Source organism: Pseudomonas sp. OF001 (assembly GCF_904426495.1).
Classification (GTDB): Bacteria; Pseudomonadota; Gammaproteobacteria; order Pseudomonadales; family Pseudomonadaceae; genus Geopseudomonas.
Window position 1 is genome coordinate 1 of sequence record NZ_CAJGBM010000049.1, and the last position, 2549, is coordinate 2549.

At 46.5% G+C, this 2549-nt stretch carries 2 protein-coding genes and 1 pseudogene; 2 read left to right on the top strand and 1 reads right to left on the bottom strand.

What is annotated here, in order from left to right:
• Together RA210_RS18610 and RA210_RS18615 are read left to right on the top strand one after the other, a co-directional pair.
• Nucleotides 1–128 (top strand): annotated as a pseudogene (locus RA210_RS18610) (IS5/IS1182 family transposase); the annotation flags it as partial.
• A gap of 251 nt (nt 129–379) precedes the next feature.
• On the top strand, nt 380–1963 hold the full coding sequence (locus RA210_RS18615) for an AAA family ATPase (RefSeq protein ID WP_236574807.1): 1584 nt from the start codon (nt 380–382) through the stop codon (nt 1961–1963).
• Between the two features lie 385 nt (nt 1964–2348).
• Here the strand turns inward: RA210_RS18615 and RA210_RS21935 are convergent.
• Nucleotides 2349–2549: hypothetical protein (locus RA210_RS21935; RefSeq protein WP_236574808.1), on the bottom strand; the 201-nt coding region annotated here is incomplete at its 5' end.

The following is a 2549-nucleotide window of genomic DNA, read 5'->3' on the forward strand; positions in this document are numbered from 1 at the left end:
TCGGCTGGCTGAAGGAGAGCCGCAGGATTGGCACTCGCTACGACAAGCTGGCAAGAAGTTTTGCCGCTATGGTCACGCTGGCCTGCACGCTGCGGTGCCTACGGCAGTACTTTTCGTACAGAACCTAACAGAAATCGACCAAGGGCAAACCGTAGACACGGTGCTCGTTGCTCCGTAATGTGCACTGCAGCCATATCTTGAATTTATCGCTTCCCTTTTTCGTACTTACTGGATCGACGCCAAGCTGATTAATGAGTTACAAAACAGAAGAAGATTATTAGAAAAAACTGACAACCACACCCCCATGTCATCCAATTACATGTAATTCCGAAATGACAATATACATAATGATGATTCACAGCGAAGAGAGACCAGCACAATGAGACTGACATTCCACAAGCTAGCATGGCGCAGCCATTTTCCAGGCCAGGCTCGCAATGCGTGCTATCTAAAGCCAGACAACTGGGATGATTACGGCCACAAGACATTATTTAGCATTACCCTCTTTGACGAGCAAGGTAATGAGAAATCCCTGGGCAGCATTAAAATAGGCTTTGTCGGCCAGAACCAAGGGTGGACTGAAGAGAGAATCCCGCAGCAGTTTGACATGTTGCCTGACGACTTTTATTCCCTCGGCCAAGACGCAGACTACTACCAAAACATAATAGATGACCTCCCTCAAGAAGTAGCCGACAACATCCTGTCAGCTCTCGGCGACGTCGTATATGACCCTAATCGCCTACAGCTCGCCGAAAACGAACGCGCTTTCAATACCTCCCTGCTAAGGTCTGTGCATCGCACATCTATTGAAAATCAGTTCAGAAGAATCCTGAATCATGAGGCACCGTTAACAAGCTATGATTTTTTCTATGAAAAAGCTGCCAATGAGCGTTATTCCGGGATAAAAGTCGAATTCACTGTCGAACCAAACTCCAAGCCGTCATCAAATATTCACATATTGATCGGCCGCAATGGTGTTGGAAAAACAACCCTCCTGAATAATATGGTTGACGCTCTTGTTCCTGGGCGGGGCACCGTGGAGGAAACCGGATATTTTTCCACTCCATCACCATGGGGGCGAGTCGCTGCGCTAGGCGAAAATTACTTTGCTGGCGTTGTCTCGGTCTCCTTTAGTGCCTTTGATCCTTTTATTCCCCCCAATGACCGACGCAATGCCAATGCCGGAATACGCTACTACTATGTGGGACTAAAGAAACGCATCAACCAGCAAGGACAGGACCTATGGTTGGTGAAGGACAAAAGTGACCTATGCAGAGATTTCACAAGCAGCCTAGAAATATGCTTTTCGTTAACAGCCAAGAGAGATAGATGGGTAAGAGCCGTTAATAAGCTGGAGTCCGACTTAAATTTTGCCGAGATGGATTTATGCCGACTAACCAATCTTTATGCTGACGATTCATCCGATAGAAGGCAGAATTTTTTTGGCATAGCTAATTCCCTTTTTGAGCGAATGAGCTCAGGCCATGCCATTGTTCTGTTAACCATTACAAAACTAGTTGAAACAATTGAAGAAAAAACCTTAGTCCTGCTTGACGAACCAGAAAGCCACCTCCACCCGCCATTACTATCAGCATTCACACGGGCGCTATCTGACTTGTTGACCAATCGTAATGGCGTGGCAATTATCGCCACCCATTCTCCGGTAGTCCTGCAGGAAGTACCTAAAAACTGCGTCTCCATAATTAGAAGGACAAGACTTATCACCAACATCGACAGACCAGAAAGCGAAACCTTTGCAGAAAATGTTGGCACTTTAACTCGAGAAGTATTTGGCCTAGAGGTTTCCAAATCTGGATTCCACAACTTACTTGCAACCTCCGTTGCCGAAGGCAGGAGCTATGAAGATATAGAGCAAGAATATCATCATCAACTCGGCTTTGAAGGGAAAGCAATTCTGCGCTCAATGATTGTGAGTAGAGACTCGCAATCAAGGAGCAATTAATGAGAGCCATAGCCGCACCAAATTATAATATCCAGGACGTGTATCTTACATGCATAACCAGCATTGCAGATGAAAGCGTACGCAATCGCCTCGACTTGGCAAAAAATGAAATTGTCGCCGCAGGACTTGATTACAAGACAAGAGCAGAGAACAAGCAGCTCTATACGATCCCACCCAACAATTGCGGGAACGATGAGACCGCCTTATGCTCAGTAACAAAAAACGAGCTCAAGGATATTTACAGTTCGCACATGGTGGGAAAAACAAAGCCTGCAAGAATCATCTATGACTCCTTGTTATCTCAAGCTCCATTGGGGAGATGCCCGCTTTGTGGCTTTGGACATGCCTCCACCCTAGATCATTATTTGCCAAAGTCCAAATTCCCTCAATTTTCAATATTACCATTAAACCTGATACCATCCTGCAAGGATTGCAACACAGGGAAAGGCACAATAACTGGGCAGCGGCAAAAACTGAGTGCAACACCTGACCTTTCCGGTACGGTGTTGCCATGTCTTACCACGAACTCAGCGTTGAAGAGCGCTCCAACATCCAGGTCGGTCTGCTGCGCGGCATGAGCCAGAGG